General features: G+C 55.6%; 1 other RNA gene. It reads right to left on the bottom strand.

Annotated features, from left to right (window positions below):
* Positions 1 to 4: 4 nt before the first annotated feature.
* A non-coding RNA gene (locus OQV04_RS24970) (RtT sRNA) lies at positions 5 to 136 on the bottom strand.
* Positions 137 to 257: the final 121 nt, after the last annotated feature.

Here is a 257-nt window from a genome sequence, read left to right as displayed (position 1 = left end):
GTGATGGTGGTGGGGGAAGGATTACTCAGCGCTGCGCGCTTCGCCCTTCGGGTCGTTGCCTGCGGCAACGCTCTCTCGCTGGCGCTCAAGTCGAACCTTGGTCGAAGCTTCTCATCCTTCCCCGCTTGGGCAGAATATTTAATTACGGATTCGTTTGAGAGTTCAGGGACTTTTGAAAGTGATGGTGGTGGGGGAAGGATTCGAACCTTCGAAGTCGATGACGGCAGATTTACAGTCTGCTCCCTTTGGCCGCTCGG

It is taken from the genome of Escherichia sp. Lx600-2 (assembly GCF_036662595.1).
Lineage (GTDB): Bacteria > Pseudomonadota > Gammaproteobacteria > Enterobacterales > Enterobacteriaceae > Escherichia > Escherichia coli.
Note: the sequence above shows the minus strand (reverse complement) of the source record. Positions and strands in the feature narration are given on the sequence as shown.